Source organism: Psychrobacillus lasiicapitis, from assembly GCF_006861795.1.
GTDB lineage: Bacteria > Bacillota > Bacilli > Bacillales_A > Planococcaceae > Psychrobacillus > Psychrobacillus lasiicapitis.
In genome coordinates this window covers 85,370-103,370 of record NZ_VDGH01000013.1, presented here as the reverse complement: position 1 = coordinate 103,370, position 18,001 = coordinate 85,370, and the positions used below count along the sequence as shown (strand labels likewise).

18 protein-coding genes are annotated in these 18,001 nt (G+C 35.4%); 4 read left to right on the top strand and 14 right to left on the bottom strand.

The window, feature by feature from the left end:
- Window positions 1–23: 23 nt before the first annotated feature.
- Together FG382_RS19550 and FG382_RS19540 are read right to left on the bottom strand one after the other, a co-directional pair.
- Window positions 24–893: a PhzF family phenazine biosynthesis protein gene (locus FG382_RS19550; RefSeq protein WP_142540553.1), complete on the bottom strand. Its 870-nt coding sequence runs from the start codon at window positions 891–893 to the stop codon at window positions 24–26.
- A 276-nt stretch (window positions 894–1,169) separates the two neighbouring features.
- Entirely contained in the window at window positions 1,170–1,376 is a 207-nt protein-coding gene (locus FG382_RS19540; RefSeq protein WP_142540552.1) for a hypothetical protein, read from the bottom strand.
- Window positions 1,377–1,526: 150 nt separating this feature from the next.
- Here FG382_RS19540 and FG382_RS22805 point away from each other — a divergent pair, with 150 nt between their 5' ends.
- Window positions 1,527–1,835: a hypothetical protein gene (locus FG382_RS22805; RefSeq protein WP_211356429.1), complete on the top strand. Its 309-nt coding sequence runs from the start codon at window positions 1,527–1,529 to the stop codon at window positions 1,833–1,835.
- Between the two features lie 625 nt (window positions 1,836–2,460).
- On the opposite strand, the gene FG382_RS19535 is transcribed toward FG382_RS22805, so the two are convergent.
- From FG382_RS19535 to FG382_RS19515, 6 genes are all read right to left on the bottom strand, one after another.
- A complete protein-coding gene (locus FG382_RS19535) occupies window positions 2,461–3,276 on the bottom strand; it encodes an undecaprenyl-diphosphate phosphatase (protein WP_142540551.1) in 816 nt (271 codons plus the stop codon).
- Window positions 3,277–3,953: 677 nt separating this feature from the next.
- Window positions 3,954–5,120, bottom strand: coding sequence for an MFS transporter (locus tag FG382_RS19530; protein ID WP_142540550.1), 1,167 nt, complete (start codon window positions 5,118–5,120; stop codon window positions 3,954–3,956).
- A 328-nt stretch (window positions 5,121–5,448) separates the two neighbouring features.
- Entirely contained in the window at window positions 5,449–5,595 is a 147-nt protein-coding gene (locus tag FG382_RS22800; protein WP_170206586.1) for a hypothetical protein, read from the bottom strand.
- A gap of 184 nt (window positions 5,596–5,779) precedes the next feature.
- Window positions 5,780–6,235 (bottom strand): GNAT family N-acetyltransferase, encoded by a 456-nt coding sequence (locus FG382_RS19525; protein ID WP_142540549.1) that lies wholly within the window; start codon window positions 6,233–6,235, stop codon window positions 5,780–5,782.
- A 144-nt stretch (window positions 6,236–6,379) separates the two neighbouring features.
- On the bottom strand, window positions 6,380–7,072 hold the full coding sequence (locus FG382_RS19520) for an aspartate/glutamate racemase family protein (protein ID WP_142540548.1): 693 nt from the start codon (window positions 7,070–7,072) through the stop codon (window positions 6,380–6,382).
- Window positions 7,073–7,278: 206 nt separating this feature from the next.
- Window positions 7,279–8,148, bottom strand: coding sequence for a methyltransferase domain-containing protein (locus tag FG382_RS19515; protein WP_142540547.1), 870 nt, complete (start codon window positions 8,146–8,148; stop codon window positions 7,279–7,281).
- A gap of 1,073 nt (window positions 8,149–9,221) precedes the next feature.
- Between FG382_RS19515 and rsgA the strand changes: the two genes are divergently transcribed.
- On the top strand, window positions 9,222–9,761 hold the full coding sequence (rsgA, locus tag FG382_RS23310) for a GTPase RsgA (protein WP_229677343.1): 540 nt from the start codon (window positions 9,222–9,224) through the stop codon (window positions 9,759–9,761).
- 64 nt (window positions 9,762–9,825) lie between these two features.
- On the top strand, window positions 9,826–10,839 hold the full coding sequence (locus tag FG382_RS19505; protein WP_142540546.1) for an aminoglycoside phosphotransferase family protein: 1,014 nt from the start codon (window positions 9,826–9,828) through the stop codon (window positions 10,837–10,839).
- Window positions 10,840–11,225: 386 nt separating this feature from the next.
- Here the strand turns inward: FG382_RS19505 and FG382_RS19500 are convergent, their stop codons facing one another.
- The 3 genes from FG382_RS19500 to FG382_RS19490 all read right to left on the bottom strand — a co-directional run bounded on the left by FG382_RS19500 (window position 11,226) and on the right by FG382_RS19490 (window position 13,745).
- On the bottom strand, window positions 11,226–11,960 hold the full coding sequence (locus tag FG382_RS19500) for a polysaccharide deacetylase family protein (RefSeq protein WP_142540545.1): 735 nt from the start codon (window positions 11,958–11,960) through the stop codon (window positions 11,226–11,228).
- 311 nt (window positions 11,961–12,271) lie between these two features.
- Window positions 12,272–12,661, bottom strand: a complete 390-nt coding sequence (locus FG382_RS19495; protein ID WP_142540544.1) for a cupredoxin domain-containing protein — start codon at window positions 12,659–12,661, stop codon at window positions 12,272–12,274.
- A 256-nt stretch (window positions 12,662–12,917) separates the two neighbouring features.
- The gene (locus tag FG382_RS19490) at window positions 12,918–13,745 is read right to left on the bottom strand and encodes a GNAT family N-acetyltransferase (protein ID WP_142540543.1); all 828 of its coding nucleotides are present in this window, start codon (window positions 13,743–13,745) and stop codon (window positions 12,918–12,920) included.
- 128 nt (window positions 13,746–13,873) lie between these two features.
- On the opposite strand from FG382_RS19490, the gene FG382_RS19485 reads away from it, so the two are divergent.
- Complete coding sequence (locus FG382_RS19485; RefSeq protein ID WP_142540542.1) at window positions 13,874–14,386, top strand: site-specific integrase; 513 nt, start codon at window positions 13,874–13,876, stop codon at window positions 14,384–14,386.
- Here the strand turns inward: FG382_RS19485 and FG382_RS19480 are convergent.
- The 3 genes from FG382_RS19480 to hpaE form a co-directional block, all read right to left on the bottom strand.
- Window positions 14,344–15,096 (bottom strand): SDR family NAD(P)-dependent oxidoreductase, encoded by a 753-nt coding sequence (locus FG382_RS19480; protein WP_142540541.1) that lies wholly within the window; start codon window positions 15,094–15,096, stop codon window positions 14,344–14,346. The genes FG382_RS19485 and FG382_RS19480 overlap by 43 nt on opposite strands.
- Window positions 15,097–15,483: 387 nt before the next feature.
- Window positions 15,484–16,467: a 3,4-dihydroxyphenylacetate 2,3-dioxygenase gene (gene hpaD / locus FG382_RS19475; protein WP_142540613.1), complete on the bottom strand. Its 984-nt coding sequence runs from the start codon at window positions 16,465–16,467 to the stop codon at window positions 15,484–15,486.
- 20 nt (window positions 16,468–16,487) lie between these two features.
- Window positions 16,488–17,972, bottom strand: coding sequence for a 5-carboxymethyl-2-hydroxymuconate semialdehyde dehydrogenase (gene hpaE, locus FG382_RS19470; protein WP_373287592.1), 1,485 nt, complete (start codon window positions 17,970–17,972; stop codon window positions 16,488–16,490).
- Between the last annotated feature and the right edge of the window lie 29 nt (window positions 17,973–18,001).

Below are 18,001 nucleotides of genomic sequence, written 5' to 3'. Positions count from 1 at the left end.
TATTAGATATTTATATTCTGCAATTATATTTCAACCTCTGTTTCAGACAAATTCAATGCTTTTCCACCCACCTTTACCTCAATAATTTCTTTCCCTTGAGTGGTTAAGGCTATAATTATTTCTGAAGGTTTTTTCATAGAGTAACCTTGCTCAACAGATATATTAATATCATGTTCAGGTTTGATTTTACCATATTTATATAGATAACAAGAAAGGGCACCATTGGATGTACCAGTTGCAGATTCTTCTGGAATTCCATATAAAGGTGCCAAATTTCTACAGTGAGCATTTGAACCCTTTAGTGTTTCAAGTGTAAAAATATGATAACCAATGGTATTATATTTACTGCTGATATTTGTTACTTTTTCAAAATCTGGCTTTATTGAATTTAATATATCTAAGTTTCTAATCGGTACAAATATATCCCTAAGGCCAGTAGATACAATTTGCACTGGTAGATCCTCCAACATTTCATCTATAGTAATATTTAAGGAATCTGCAATTTCTTCCTTGTCTATTATTTCATAATAGCTTGGAGCATTTTGATCCATCATAATTGATAGGTCTTCCATTACTTCCACATTTAAAATTCCAGCCTTTGTCTCTTGGGAATATTTTCCTGGTTTAATATATCCTTGGCTTGAAAGTGTATAGAACGCTGCTATCGTTGCATGGCCACAAAGATCAACCTCTTCATTAGGTGTAAAGAATCTAACCTTGAAGTCAGCAAGCTCTGACTTCATGACAAAAGCAGTCTCACTAAAACCGATGATACCTGCTATTTTTTTCATGTCCTCATCTGTTAGATAATCAGCACTAAGTACCACTCCGGCAGGGTTCCCTCCCTCAATGGATTTTGCAAATGAATTTAATGTATAAACTTTTAACTTCATAATATGATTCCTCCAAATTGTATATCGACTTTATATTTGCCCTAATGGCACTTCGTGTTTCACCGACTGTCGATGCTTGTGTAAAAACATCTACATCTACAGAGGCTACCTCAAATATTTTTTCATCTATTTCCTTTTCAGCTATGTCTGCCCCCACATTAGCTGTAAAAGAAACTCAGAACTGGCGGTAAGAATAACTGACTTATTGAAGTGAAAATAAGTATTTGAGAAACTAATTTCGGTAGTATTTCTATACCTTTTCCTTTATGCCGTCCGCTAAATTGCAATAATAGCGATATAAGTCATCCAACTATATCTGTCTATATCAGTGCTAATTTTTACATATACTTCTCCAACAAAATAACCCAAAATGCCAACCACAATAGCCATTATGATTAAAACTCGTATTAACTCTAAGATTATTACAACAGAAGTCATCAACACAGTACGAATAAAGTTTTCACCATCAAGATCATTTTTCACTAATTCTACCACCTTTAATTGTTACTTCTTTATAATTGTTAGAAGGTCCTTCTTTCACGAACCTGCTCCGTTAGCCTAAGAAGTGATTGCTCTAATTGACCAATCACCTCTTAGGCTTACGTGTATGTATTGAAGAAATTATACGCCATAATGAATCAACCCATATGTTCGTATGTCGATTATTATTACTTTGTTCTAAACCCAAGTTTTAGAAGAAATCGGATGAAAGTCGATCACCATTTAGGTCTCGTTCGTTTGGATGCACATTACTGGCGTTTAAAAGAGGATGCTAAAGGGTTGAATGCAAACGTTTGTCTCCTTAGAATCATTGATGGTACCAATATCAACTTGCCTAATAACACCGCAAATTGGACGGCAATCTCAAAAGATTCCTGTCGATCAAGCTACATGTCCGAATTGTCGTCGCTTCGCCCGATAGTGTCTTTCCGGAAAAGATGATTCTATCTACGTGAAACGTATCTGCTTCCGATGCAGTCAATCACATTATCGACGCAGACGGCGCACTGTATGTAATGGACCGAGAATATGCCCATAAAACAAAATCTGCGGTTGGTTGGAGAGGAATATACAGTTTCTCGTTCGAGTAAGAATGAATCACTCTCGACTAGTATACTTTTTCAAGACAATTGATTAATATCCCTTATTAAACTAAACCCCTTCTTTTGTATATTCAGTAAAGGTGATGAAATCTCCACAATCCAAAATACTGTCATTGTATGTTTATTAACCTATTGCAAATGCCCCGATAAACATTAACCATAGACTTACACAGACTAATGACATCATTACTAATAGGTTGGATGTTTGAAAAAAGCTATTATTATAAACGTAAAAAGAAGAGCTATTATAAAACTACTCTTAATAAATCCCTTTTTACTTATCTCCGCTTGAATCATTATGAACAGTATTGCGATTATAATAGGAACTAGAAACAAAAAATCACCTCTTGGTTCAACTTTTTTTCAAATACGAAATTCCTATCTCCGCTTCTCTTATTCAACTAAACTGCCCCTTTAGTTGAATAAGGAAAGAGGATTTACTCCTTCTTGTAGTAAGTACTACGTTAGAAGAAAATTAGAAGTAATGCTCCTACTATGAAACAATAATATGTAAAATAAACCAGCTTCCCATTTTTCATAATTCCCATAAACCACTTCATTGCAAAATAGGTCATTAATAGTGTTGCAATAAATGCAGCTAAATATGGAATTGCCAAGTCTGCTTTATTCGGTTCATTTAGAAAATCAGAAAGACCTAGTATAACTCCTCCGAGGCTCACGGGAATATACAACATAAATGAAAATCGAAGTGCCGTATCTTGTTTCATTCCAACAGCAACTGCTGAAATAATTGTTGCACCTGACCGACTAATCCCTGGTGTTAATGCGACAGCCTGCCCTAATCCCACGAGGAAAGCATCCTTAATTGTAATATCACTCTCGTCTTTATTACCTTTAAGATTGCGAATTAACCACAAGGCAATCCCTGTTACAAAGAGCATCACCGCAATCGTTTTCATGCTAACGCTTTCCGCTATATAATCACTCAATAATATCCCAAGAACACCTGCTGGAATAGTACCAATGATGATAAAGAAAACAAAACGAAAGTCACTCTTATAACGAAGATTTTTCGTTTTCAAATAAAGAATTGAATTCACTGCAAGTCTTGCGATATCTTTTCTATATATAAAAAGTATCGCAAATAGTGAAGCTGTATTTGTTAGTATAGCAAAAGTAAATCCTTGTTCACCTAACCCCAAGATTTCACTTGCAATCATTACGTGCCCACTAGATGACACAGGAATTGGTTCTGTAAATCCTTGGACTAGCCCAATTGTTATCATTTTTACTATTAAAGCAATATCTATTTCTCCCATTTTTACCTCCCTATAAATCCTTATTCTTAGATCAACACCTACCGGATGTAATATTTCTAATACTTTAAATATATTAAACTGAAACCAGAAAAACCATCGATTAATCTAACAATATGATGGACTTATGTTACATTTTAGTCACTTAAGTCTTTAGGAGGAATGAAAACCATTCTATTTCTTCTTCAACTAAACTTTCGCGTTAGTATAAGTGTGTGGCATTTCACAATGGATTTCTGAGATCTAAGTAATGTTATAGAAAAAAATAGACCATCGAGATGATGGCCTTGTTTACTTAAAGCACCCGTTAGGTGAAGAAAAAGAGTTACGCTTCCAAAGTAATAAGATGCTTTACATATTTCGGAAAATAATTGATATCACTAGTTATTACAAATAATTTCCATCAACTTCTATAGGATTACTTTCAAATTAAGCCTTTATATCTGGGGTGTAGTGAAAAACTACTTTTTTTTGCTTACTGATAATATCATATTTGAATATAACCCCATTAATTATCATCGTCATTTTATGTGACACCCCTACTTCCAAATCCATAAAAGAAAATTATAACTTTTTCTATATGGGTACCATAAATATTCATAAAATTCTGTAATTTAAGTAAAGTATAAACAACAAATCCACCTCTATTAACTAGAAGTGGATTTGTTGGTAAATCGATTTTATATGTTTACAGACCTTTTCTTTTCATTTGAAAAATCCTTATAGACTAAAACTGCAACAAAAATAAAACTTAGACTAATAACCCTGAAGATCATCTCTAAACTAATCCATTCAGCTAAGATCCCTAAAATAAATGCGCTAACTCCAACACCAACGTCAAAACTAGAAAGAAAGGTTGCGTTGGCAGCACCACTTTTTTCTTCACTTACCTTTTGAACCGTCCATGTTTGTAAACATGGCATAACAGTTCCATAACCTGCGCCAAATAAAATCGCTGCAATAATAAGATAAAGATTGTTTGTCGTATAAGACAGCAACACAAGTGACAAAAAACCTAGAATTGCTGACACAATGATGATAGACCAAGGTCCTTTTTTGTCATACCATTTTCCTGTAAACGGACGTAGTAAAGTAGAGACAGTCGCATTGATAAGGAAAAACAGAAAAATATGATCCAATCCCTTTTGCTTTCCAAAAAGAACTAAAAAGGTAATAATCGCTCCAAAACCTAGTGTTGTAATAACCGTCAGTAACGCTGGGAACCATGCGTCTTTTTCAAAAATCGCTCCAATATATTTAAATGGTTGCCTCTCCTGTTTATCAGGAGTAGGTGAATATACAAAACTAAGTGCAATTACTGCTAATAGACTAAGCACTACTGATGACCAAATTAAAATATTGAAAGAAAAAGAGTCATAGATAAGGATACCTATACTCGGGGCAATGATTGCCCCGACCGTTGTTGAAATAGAAAAATACCCTATACCTTCTCCTAGCCGTGACTTAGGAATTAAATCGACTACAATTGTACTATTAGCTGTAGTTGAGACTCCCCATGCTACCCCATGGAAAAGTCGTAACAATAGCAAAAGCCAAATAATATTAAGAATCGGATAGAGCAATGTAATAATCATTAAAGCTATACTTGCAATAATGGCAAGACTTTTCCGTTGGTTATCAATTAAATAGTATCCTACAAAAGGTCTGATTAGAACAGCACCTAGTGTAAATAATGTTGTCATTAGACCAACTTGAACGGGAGATGCATCGATACTTAACAAATAGGCTGGTAAAATAGGCAGCAACATTTCAAACCCTATAAATACTAAAAAGTTACTGATAAATAAAAATAGAAAAGATTCATTAAAGTTTTTTTGTTTTCTCATATTATTATTCCTCGCTTCTAATTATTTTTCTAAATTAGAAGCGTATTGAACACTGAAACCTTTCTATATTGTCTAAGTTTTTTAACCAATTGTCTCACCCTCTCTAAACTTCTGGTACCACTCAAATTATGGCAACAGTTTTTTCGTTATTTGGTAGTTCCTTATCTGTTCTTTTTCCACTTTTTCATGAATTCATCCAGCAACAGGCTGAATACACACATACAACACAATTCTTCTCTTTTATACGCAAAAAAGACACCATCTAAAAACCGGCGTCTAGTTACTGCTTAGTATTTAATCAAAATGCACAAACAAGGTTTCTACAGTTCTAAAATAAATAGACAAAAAGCTTCCGGTAGCTGGTTTCTATATGAAGTTTGCTTAAAAAAGGACAGACTGGTCCCGTTAAAAGTATATCTTCTATATGTAAATATGACTTTACTTCTGTTGCAATTCTTCTGAAAACAGTTTCCATGACTTTTTGCCCCCTTTCTTAATATTAGAAAATAGTTTTATAAATTTTAATATATATTGATAAAAAAAGCAAATCCATTAATTACAACTAATCCTTCTTCAACTAATCTGCCCCTTTAGTTCAATAAGAAAAAAGCTTTACTCCTTCTTGAAGTAAAGCATCCGTTAGCTCAATAAGGAAAGTATTAAATTTCTTTTTCCATCAATACATTTGTTGTCTGGTAACCTAATTTTTCATATAATCCTCTTGCTACTTTGTTATGACCAAAAACATGCAGACCTATTTTATTCATTCCAAGTTCTTTCCCGACTATTTCAATTTGCGTCATTGTTTCCTTTGCATATCCAAATCCTTGATATTGTTCTAATATACTTATATCGTATATAAATCCTTCTTTTTCAGACTTTCTTGCAAGCCATAAAACACCAATTGCCTTGTCATCGTTTAAAATAGTGTATAAGTAATTACTCTCCGTCTTTTCACCTATTGGTAAAAGTCTTGTATATTCCTCTTCTGCTTTCCTTATTGATTCTTCCTGATTCCAATTTCCAGATAAAACTTTTTCTATTGCATATGATTTAATCGCTGAAGTAATATACTTTTGATACTCTTCTGAATTCATTAAAACTAATTTGACCATTTTCATTCACCCCATTAAAGCTTATAACTTCTATAAAATAACACTTACTTCCCTCTTTCCACTATCCTGCTCCTTTAGTTTAAGAAGAAAAAATGCTTTACTCCTTCTCGAAGTAAAGCACCTGTTAGATTAAAGAAGATACTACTATTTTTCAATTGCCTTATTAACTGATTCAAAAGCATGAATTACTGTTGTATCAAATATTGGAACTTCGGAATCCTCTTGTTTTATTAATAATCCAATCTCTGTACATCCTAATATAATCCCTTCGGCACCCTTATCAATTAAATTCTTGATAACTGTTTTAAAATATTCTTTTGACGCATGATTGATTTTCCCTAAACATAATTCTTCATAGATCACTTCATTTATAAGTTCTATGTCCTCAGTACCAGGAATTAATACCTTTATATCATTAGCTTCAATTCTTGATTTGTAAAAGTCTTGTACCATCGTATATTTAGTCCCAAGTAACCCAACTGAAGTTACTTTTGTTTTCTTTATTTCATTTGCTGTTGCATCAGCAATATGTAGAATTGGAATATTTATTTTTTCTTCAATATAATTTATTACCTTATGCATTGTGTTTGTACAAATAACAATAAAATCTGCTCCTGCCTTTTCTAAAGAGAGAGCCACATCCCCCAGAGTGTGTCCAGCACTTTTCCAATCACCATTAGCTTGATAACGTTCAATTTCGTCAAAGTCAACGCTATATAAAATGCATTTGGCTGAATGTAATCCCCCCAATTTCTTCTTAATTTCTTCATTTATTAAACGGTAATATTCATTTGATGATTCCCAACTCATCCCACCAATTAAGCCTATTGTTTTCAATGCATTAATTCCTCCTTATAGATTGTATGTGTAGGATAGGATATTATACTATCCACTATAAGATCCTAAATTCTTTAATTTCGACAATTTAAGAATATTTTCCTCCTTCAACTAACCTGCCCTTTTAGTTCAGTAAGAAAAAGGCTTTACCCTTCTTGAATTAAAGCACCTGTTATTTGAATAAGAACTAACGGCTAAGAGATTAATTAACACTTTTTTATATCTCCAAAAGTAATTTTCATGCTTGGTGCGTATATTAAAGAGGAATCCATGTTAAATACTTGTGAAAACAGTAGTTCAGCTTCAAATTGTTCCTGTGCTTCCTTAAGTGTAACCCCTCGGTTTGTCAAACTTTCAATAAACTGATCTTTATTTATAAGTTCTCCACCTACTCCATCTTCTTTAAGCGAATAAAACAATTTTTTCTTATCTTGTTGATTCTTATCTGAATAGAGGAAGTTAACTTTATCACTTACTCTGCACTCAATGTTCTTCACGCCCAATTCAGATAGATATTTAGGTACTTTTGCTCCAATATTTCCATCAGTTTTACTCTCTTCGAATAATTTCTGCAGAATACCAAGTGGAACAATTTGTGATTGTTCATACCCACCAAGTTCGTAAGATGACATACCTGAAATCCAATGTGGTTCAAAACAAATTATTTTTCCATCGTTAACAATAGAATTCACCATTATTTGAAGCATTTTTTGGGGTTCGGAAATGTGTAATAAAAAAGCATGGCAAACAGCAATGTCGTACTTATCCTCTATTTCAATCTCTTCGATATCTGCTACAAAGAATTTGGATTCATACGGAAGACTATGAAAATATTCTATCGCCTTATTAATCAGTTGTTGTCCTTTATCTATCCCTGTATATTTGGAACCCTTCGGTAATAGAGGTAATAATTTGAGTCCTAAATACCCATATCCACAACCAAAATCAATAATATGTACAGGTTTAGAAATCTTCCAAACACTATTTACTAAAAACTCTAAATAGTCATCGTTATAATATAAATCTCTCGTTCTTTTGAGGTACTCCAGTTGAGTATCCCAATAATACTTCTCCATTTAAGCCCCCCTATCTTTCTATTAAAGAAAATATTCTATATAAATCCTACAATTCCTTCTTCAACTAACCTGCTTCGTTAGTTTAAACAATTGATTGCAATCTACTTGTTATTTTGGATGTGAAAATAGACCATCGAAGATGGCTTTTCTCAAGTTATATGCGACTGTTGAGAAGATTGAGTTGGAGAGGTAAGTGGCAGATTAAACTTTATTATAATCAAAATTTTCAGTTGATTCTAACAAATGGTTGTGTCACACTATAGAAGTGAAATTATATTTCAACTTTTTCCTGCGAAAGGGGATGTTTTTAATGACTACTTATATGGTATTGGTGGTTTTAACTTAACCAAAGTTTAGGTATAGTAAATTCCAATCTTTTATAATAGCTTGGAATGGGAGCAACCGGGAATACCACCCGTATTTTTTGCTATGCCGTAAACAGTAACCTTTCATGAATACTGCTGTTAGCGGGATACGATGAAGTTCGTATTCCTTTTGATTTTAAGCCCACTTTTGGTTTATCACCGCGGAACAGCAGCTTCTTAGGAGGCTGCTTGTTCGCGGTATTTTTATGCCCAAATACAACTTGAATTTTTGAGGAAAGGTACGATTCAATGATTGATTTGAAACAATACGGCTATATCGAAACCGAAACGCCGCCGGCGGGTTTAATACCGGGCAGGGTTACGGAACTACAGAGAGAGCAATGTACGGTCATCACTGAACAAGGAGAAGTCTCGGCTGTACTGAAGGGCACTTTCTACCACACTGCAGTGACTCGGAATGACTTTCCGTACGTTGGCGATTTTGTATTTCTTCAATATAACGAAAACGGTGCTTCGCACATTGCCAAATTGCTACCACGATGTACGAAATTTTCCCGCGCTGACTATTCAGGACACGCCGCAAGGTATGTCAAAACCATACTGGAGCAAGTCGTAGCAACAAATTTTGATTACGTATTTATCGTGTCGTCCCTAAACTGGGATTTCAAGGTCAGCCGCATCATACGCTACTTGACACAGACACGGTAGAGCGGGGGCCAGCATGTAGTAATCTTATCAAAAACTGACTTGATCCCGGATTTCAACGCACCATTAGCTGAGGTTTTACGAGCAGCACCAGATGTGCCAGTACACGCAGTCTCCAGTCACACCTGGAGTGGTTTAGACGGGTTGAATGAATATCTGCAGCCAGGTAAAACCATGGTATTCCTTGGCATGTCAGGTGTGGGTAAATCCTCATTGCTAAACGCCTTAATGAATCAGGAAGTGATGACTGTCAAGGCGATCCGCGAGACCGACAGTCGGGGCCTTCACACAACAACGCATCGCCAACTTTTCATGCTCCCTTCCGGTGCGATGGTTATTGATACGCCTGGTATGCGTGAACTCGGGCTGTTCGGTGCGGACGACGGGATCAGTGTGGGATTTAACGATCTAGAGAAATTATTCACCCATTGTCGCTTCAATGATGTCGCCATCTGTCTGAGCCTGGCTGCGCTGTTCTTGCAGCCCTTGCCGATGGGTCATTGGTATCGGAGCGTTGGGAGCGTTACCTTGTACAGAAGTGGGAAAACAAGTTTGTGGATGATAGATCTGGGTATCTCTTGAACAAACAGGAGAAGCGAAAGTCGATTACCATGCGGCATAAGGGTAAAAAGGGAGGAAAGAAGAAATGAACAACCACGATGAAAAGTATGTAAAGGAAATGCTGTCGCTTGTTTTGAATAAAATGCTAGACAAGACGATAATTCACTTAGATTATCAACTAAAAGAGTTGCAAGGTGGGACAGTGGGAGTTGTTCGACTTGTAACAGGCACACTTGAAACTTCTGATGGTGAAAATCTGCCGTATAAAGTGGTTTGGAAAACACAGAAAAAATTTGAGCGTTATGGTGATCCGAATTCATGGCGTAGAGAATACGACCTCTATGCATCCGATTTCAAAAAGGTTTTCTTAGATTCGTTCCGTTGGCCGGAGTGTTATCACGCCGAAATAAATGGCGATGAGATTCAACTGTGGATGGAATATATTGATGGTGTGTCAGGCTTAAATCTAACCAAGCAAATGTATGAACACATAGCCCAGGAATTGGGACGATTTCAAGGGAAATTGTACACTGAACGACCAAGTGTATTGCAGAATTTGCCCAATTTAAGCAAGGTTGAGTTTACGAAAAACAACTATCTGCGTTATCGGTCATGGAATGTTTTGTATAATTACATTCGCTCCGATGACTGCGAAATTCCTAAGCACCTATGTAAAATGCTCATAGACATAGATAATAATGTGGACGAAATATTCAGTCGAATTGAAAAGCTACCAATAGTACTTTGTCACAGAGATTTTTGGGTGGCAAACATATTCTATTCGGACAGTAAAATAGTACTTATCGATTGGGATACCGCCGGATGGGGGCACATGGGCGAGGATATTGCGAGTTTAATAACGGATGAAGCGGACGTCTGTCAAATGATTGAATACTACCAAAAATGCATTCCGGCGTATTACAGGGGTTTTTCGGAATATGCGGATGTGTTCCATATTTCCGATCATTGTATATACGAACTAATCCTTGCCATGTTCGGATACAGGCTTGTGGAGTGGTATAAATTCGCTAAGTCGCCCGAAGATAAATCAATGCACCTTAATACCTTGCAAAAAATCCATGAGATGAAAGAGATGTAGATAAATATAAGTAGGGTCATTAGACGTAAACAACTGGATGAAAGTCTATGAATTGTCTACTTTAGATTTGATTTAATTTACGTGCGCGTTAATTGAACATTACAAGATAATGTATTCAAAAAAGTTAAACTGATACTTACATTAAATAAATGTAAATGATGTGAGAATCCTTGGTATCCCAATTGTTCTCACATCGAAGTTCTCGCACCTAATAACATCATTAACTCAGTCTGATTTAACCTGAACGAACTCATTTTAGGTAGTCTGAAAACTCTAAATTGCTTGTTCCAACTGATATTTGAAAACAACTTGGGCTTAACCATTTTACTTTACAACTTTCCCTTGGTTCCAAAAGAAAAAACGATTACCTAGTATAGTAATCACCTTCATTCTCCTTCAACGATCTTTGCAAAGTCATCAAGAGTAGTTGAATACTTAATATAGATCCTTGGTAAAAGATAGAATTCGTCCTTGATGCCCTTCTCAGAAAATAGTTCAGGAGTTGTCGTAATTCCAAACAAATAGTATTTCTTCGTTTCTGCTACGACATTGTTACTGAAAATTCCGTATGGATACGCTAGAGCATTAACTGGTTTGCCTGTTATTTTTTGAATTTTATCTTTGGACCCTTTCAGTTCATATTCGAAATTTTCTATTTTCGTCAAATCAGGATGTGTAGCAGTATGAGACTGAATGGAGATAATCCCCGAATCAGCCATCATTTTTAGATCCGATGTCGATAATCGGTTGGAGCGACCGATAAAGTCAGAAATAACAAAAATGGTACCAGTTGGTTTAAAATGTTCGTTTTTCAGTTTTTGAAAGATATCAAATGCATTCAGATTGTTTTTGTACCCATCATCAAAGGTAATGAAAATGGGTTTGTTTACTTTATTAATGTCTTGCCATCGATCAAAAGTTAATAATGTGTAGCCATGGTCCCTTAGATAAATCATTTGTTTCTCGAAATTCTTCGGTGTTACATATAACTCCTTAGAACCATGCCCTTCAAATTCGTCAATCGAATGATATATTAAAATAGGTACTTTACGTTGAGCAAAAACTTGTGATGGAAGAATTAATATAAGAAGACATAGGAAAATCATTGCAACCTTTTTCATAAAACTCCTCGCTTTATTACATTTTTTTATTACTTCTCAATTTATTGTTCCTCAAAAGAATATTACTATTATGATTTTTCCAATATTGATTCCAGCTACCTGTTTTCTTCAAACTTTTATTACTATTAACACTAGTGAATATGGGAATAAACTTTTTCTCACCTACCTCTTTTCTTTACAAAAACTGAGCATTTCCCTTTTTAAAGGAACATTTGTTCGCGAAGGGAAGTTAGTTGTTATGATGATGTCTAGGTAATAATAAATAAGATTTCATTGCCTACAAAAAAGCAAGGCCCGATTGGCCCTGCTTGTTATTTAACTGTTACTTTTCCAATCATACCTTCCTGGAAATGGTACCTACATATCAGATCATATGTACCACTATTTAACGGGTTCACGGTAATGGTTTTTTCTGTTCCCGGCTGGACTTCGGTGTCAATTCCGAGCTTTTCCACAGTGAAGGTGTGCTTTTTCGTACCATTGTTTTTCAATATCAGCATTGTCGTTCTTCCATTAGGAATAGTGATAACTTTCGGATTAAAGTAATTGTCATTCAACTCGACCTCAATCGCTTTCTCTGACTCAATTGGCTGTGTTACGACGCCGGACTCGGCAAATACACTGAGTGGGCCCGGAATTGTTACAACTACTATCATCGCAAGCAAAACGACCAAGCCAGTTAACCAATTTTTCATAGACATACGCAGTTCCTCCTTTCTTAAGACTAGCTTTTCCAATTCATAAAATATTATCACTTTAAATTAGGTTCAAACGTGCTTCAAATAGTAACTATTTTATTGAAAATTGTGACAAAGAAAAAAGATCGACTCTTATGACGATCTTCTGGAATCCATTCTTATTCAATTAACCTGCCCTGTTAGCTCAGTAAGTAAAAAAGAACTGCCTAAGCAACCACTAATTTTTACTAAAGCACCCGTTAGTTGAAGTGAAAATTACCTAAAAGGAAAAATCATACCCTATATAGTTAAATACATTTTTGAATCCTATATTTTCTGCAACTGCAATAGACGGCTTGTTTGATTCCATACAATCCCAATATGGAACAATATTATTATTTAGACAATCGGTTACGAAAGATTTAGCTATTTTTTGTGCTAACTTTTTACCTCGATGTCCTTCTATAGTTTCAATGGATACAGCGTGTATATTTCCAACGACAAAACCGGAAAAACAAATACTTACAATCTCATCTTTATAAATCATACAATATCCTATACCTACACAAAAGAACGTTTCAAAAGAAGACCAAAACTCTAAAATTTGGGAGTGTAAAAATTCAATGTTTTTTATTGAGAAATCATTATTTTCAAAGAGGGTTTCACAAATTTTCACTACCTTATATCCTTGATCAATGGCAAGTTCAGAGTTGCATTTATAATCATCCTTTTGTAACGTATATACCCTCTGATTCCAACTTCCTAATTTACGGCTTTTAAGCACTTCTTCAATTGTTGTATTCCATTTTCTATGATTACCAATACCTTCAAACCAAGTTAATCCAACTTTTATTGCTTCCGGTATGATTATATTATCAATAAAATTGTTTAATTCATTATTGAACCCTTCATTTTTTTCATCCCCAATAAAGATAAAGCCATCATTATTACCTAACCAAATAAGTCCAGAAATAGGGTGATTAATATCATCTACAAATACACGACCTGGATTTACTCCTTCAATTACTGCTTTTGCTTCCAATTGACCTTGCTCATATAACAAATCTTTACACTTAAAGAATTCAAACTTTTTTAACTCTGAAATCATACGCTTCACTCCCCAACCAACACTTATTTGATACCAACTGCCCCATTAGTAAAAACACAACTTATGTCTATAATTCTATTAAGTTGGCAATAATCCTTTTAGTATTAATATTTTAAGGGATAATGAAATTGCTACTGTCAAAAGCATGGGCTTCGTTTGTAGCGGATAAGCGAATAGAGGGCTTTTCGCCACAAACCTTGAAAGCCTACCAGTTACAGTCTTCGTTACTAATTGATTATTTTAATGATGTAGAGATGACATTGATGGATACATATCAACTAAAGGAATATCTTGCTATAACCTGTAAGCATTTAAAACCAGCCAGTCTTGCACTTCGTATTATGAAATCATTTTTTCGTTGGTCTCATGAGAAGGCTCTCTTAGTAAGAATACAACTTCCAAAATTAAGGAACCGGATACCCAAGTATTTAACCGAACGAGAAATTGAACATCTTCGTGAATCCTGTCAATCCCCAATTGAAAAAGCGATTTTTGAATTCATGTTTTCTACCGGTTGTCGAATTGGAGAAATAGTAGCTTTGGATAAGAACCATATTAATTGGTCCAATCAATCTGCTACCGTCAATAGCACTTTTAGTTATCTTCCACCACTAACATTTATAATTTCTCCAAGTATGTAATTTGAAGCATCTGAGGAAAGGAAAGCAATTACCTCTGCTATTTCCATTGGTGTTGCTGCCCGTTTAATTGGTACAGATGAAGCCATACGCTCTAGACGATTATCGTTTGGAGCAAATTTCTCGTGAAAAGGCGTTTCTACCATTCCTGGTGCCACTCCATTCACGACAATTCCATGTTCAATTAGCTCTCTAGACATTCCAATGGTCATTGTATTTACTGCTCCTTTAGTAGATGCATAGTGAATACTTTCTCCTGCCCCTCCAATTCGAGCTGCCGCTGAAGATACATTGATGATTTTGCCATTCCTCTTCGGAATCATATGTTTTAATACGGCTTGAGAACATAAAAGAACACTATTTACATTTAATCTAAACGTTTCTTCCCACAATTCTTCACTCATATCCATAAAGCTGCTTTGACGGATCCCACCACCAGCATTATTAACCAAAACATCAATTGTCCCAAATGTAGCAAGAGCTTGTTCAACCATTGAGTTCACTTCTACTTTTTTCATAACATCAGCTTGAATAGCAATAGCGTCTCCGTCTTTTTCTCGAATAAGTTGGACAGCCTTCATAGCCCCTCTCTCATTTGAATGAAAATTAATAATAACCTTTGCCCCTCTAGATGCCACTAAAAGGGCTGTAGCAAGCCCAATCCCTGAACTTCCTCCAGTAATAAGAATCACTTTACCTAATAAACTCCGCACAGCTTTCCTCCTAATAAATTTGGTTGAAATAGTAATTCGACAATTTAAGTCTTACTCCTATTGATGAAGAAACTTTAATATTAGAATGACTTTCTAATTAGGTTATTAACTAGCTTAACCATTATTCCTTGTTGAACTAAACTGTCCCTTTAGCTGAACAAGTTAATTCTTTAATTGTAAGCATTGTTAAAAAGATATACTATAGATTTATAAAAATTTTCTAAATTTAATCTAATAAATGAATCGGTTAGTGCCAGAAAGTTTAGATACACATGGCTGAATTCGTGTCTGATATTGAACATACGGAGAAAACCACCTACGAAAATGATAAGGTACCATTTTCATAGGTGGTTTATATAGTCTTTATTATTTAATGGAGCTATGTCCTTAAGCCATTATTTTTGGTTTTCTTTGTTCTAAAAACGGTTCTTTGCTTTCTATTTCTTCGCCCGTTTCAATATCAATAAATGTACTTGTTTCATTAAACCATTGGTCTGGTGCTTTATGTCCCCAGAACGTTTGACGAAGTGGATCATTTAAATCCCAACGTTTCGGCTTTAAATCTGGGTCACTAGTTAAATAATCACCTGTATAAAGCTCTATACGATGACCATCTGGATCTCTCAAATACAAGAAGAAAGCATTGGATAAACCATGTCGACCAGGTCCTCGTTCAATCGAATTAGCATACCCCATACTCGCTAATACATCACAGCAATCAAGCACGCTTAATCGATCTGTTAGAGTGTATGCGAAGTGGTGTAATTTTGGTCCGGGACCATTCATAAATGCTTGGTCATGAACAGTAGGTTTTCGATAGAGCCATGCAGCCCACAAATTCCCGTCTTCTGTATCCGTATACTCAGAGCATAAAAAACCTAATTCCTTCACATAGAAATCATAGGCAGTTTGAACATGAGGTACTGCACAATTTACATGATCTATTCGCTGAATTTTTGCCCCATGATAAAGGTCATAACGTTGCAGCATTCGGTCAACAGTAGTCATTTCGGCAAAAAATTCTAGGGGGATGCCTGATATATCGTGGACTCGAAGGGTTCTACCCATTGCATGTTGTTTCCCCTTCTCCATCCATTTTGTTTTCAAGCCCTTAGAAATAAAAAGCTTTTCAATTTCATCCAGATCCTTTTCTTTTTCAACCTTATAACTGAGTACTTCTACTACGGCTTTAGCAGCTTTTTTCAACAGTAAACTATGATGTGAGTGCTCTTCTAAACCTCTTAAGTATATATGATTTTCATCGCTTTCTGTTTCAATCATGCCTAATCCATCCACATAGAACTTTCTTGATACTTCCAAGTCCACTACATGAAGAACTGTTCTCGCGATACGAATGATTGAAAAATCCATCGTTTTCACCATTCCTTCCTCTATTTTTTCCCGAATTGCTGTATATGATGATCAGCAATGGAAATATGAATAATTTTCTGTTCCGTATAAAAACCGAAACCGTAATGTCCACCTTCACGTCCTATTCCAGAGGATTTGGAACCTCCAAAAGGTGTTCTTAAATCACGAACGTTCTGTGCATTCACCCAAAGCATTCCAGCTTCGACCCTATGCGCAACACGATGTCCTCGCTTAATATCATTCGTCCATACATAGCCCGCAAGTCCATATTCGACTTCGTTTGCTAACTTAATAGCTTCTTCCTCATCTTTAAATGTCAATACAGTTAGTACCGGTCCAAAAATTTCTTCTTGAGAAACACGCATGTTGTTTTTAGCATTTAGTATAATCGTCGGTGCCACAAAGTTCCCTCTAGCAAACTCCATTGGGATGTCACCGGTTACAACTTCTGTGCCTTCTTCTTTTGCAATTTCCAAGTAGCTTTTCACTTTACTAAAATGCCCTCTATCAATCAGTGGCCCTACTTCCGTATTTTCATCTAACGGGTCACCAACTCTAATATTAGAAACACGTTTTTTTAAAGCATCAATGAATTTATCTTTAATATCTTCTTGTAAAAATAATCGTGAGTTCGCAGTACATCTTTCACCGTTAAAAGAATAGATTCCCCACACACAAGCATCTAAAGCACGATCGAAATCTGCATCCTCAAATACGATAATTGGCGATTTACCACCAAGTTCCATTGAGCAACTTTTAAGTGTATCTGCACTATTTTTAATGATAGTAGAACCAGTTTTTGTTTCTCCAGTGAATGAAATAAGCTGAACATCAGGATGTTTAACAAGCGCATCACCTGCTATTTCGCCAAATCCATGTACAACATTGAAAACACCTTTTGGAAGATCAGCCTTGTGAATCACTTCAGCTAATAGATTTGCTGAAAGTGGAGAAAGTTCTGCTGGCTTTAACACAACAGTATTACCAGTTGCTAATGCCGGCGCCACTTTCCATGTTTCTAACATGAAAGGAGCGTTCCAAGGTGTGATCAATCCTGCAACTCCTACAGGTACATTAATTGTGTAGTTGATAAATTCATCATCTACTTGATAGGCATCTCCAACTAAGCGATTTTCCACCATACGCGCATAAAATCTAAAGTTTTCTGATGCGCGGCTCACCATTTTTTTAGTTTGACTAATGGGAAGACCCGTATCAAGTGCTTCTAAATAAGCAATTCTTTCTATTTCTTCATCAATCAAATCTGCAATACGGTAAATGTACGATAGTCTTTTACTTAATTTCATTGTTTTCCAAGGCCCGTGATCAAAGGCTTCGCGCGCAGCTGCAACTGCTTTATTGATGTCATCCGTTTGACCTTCAGCAACTTCATTAATTTGTTCATTAGTAAATGGATTCATATTTTTAAATGTACTTCCTCTTAATGCGGAAGTGAATTCTCCATTAATATATAGAGATATATCCTTTTGTGTTTCGTGTTTCATAGAAATTAACTCATGGGAGGATACCATAC